Origin of the sequence: Klebsiella sp. K47 (assembly GCF_051858335.1) — a bacterium.
Taxonomy (GTDB): Bacteria; Pseudomonadota; Gammaproteobacteria; order Enterobacterales; family Enterobacteriaceae; genus Klebsiella; species Klebsiella pneumoniae.
In genome coordinates, this window is sequence record NZ_JBPYUI010000210.1 from 1 (window position 1) to 240 (window position 240).

General features: G+C 45.8%; 1 protein-coding gene. It reads left to right on the top strand.

Annotation, left to right across the window (positions count from 1 at the left end; genetic code table 11):
• Nucleotides 1–240 (top strand): hypothetical protein (locus RRF55_RS27730; protein ID WP_439419260.1); only part of this gene is annotated, 240 nt, incomplete at both ends.

Below are 240 nucleotides of genomic sequence, written 5' to 3' on the forward strand. Positions count from 1 at the left end.
CTCCCCGAAGAAGAATACCGTCCCTTACGCTTACAAAATGGTTTATATGTTCAACGTTATGCTCCCATGCTACGTTTGGCAGTGCCTTATGGCTTAATGAACTCTGAGCAATTGCGCAAGGTGGCTGAGGTTGCGCAGAACTATGACCGTGGTTATGCGCACATTTCAACCCGTCAAAATATTCAATTGAATTGGCCGCAGCTTGAAGATGTCCCAGATATTTTGCAGGAACTTGCTACG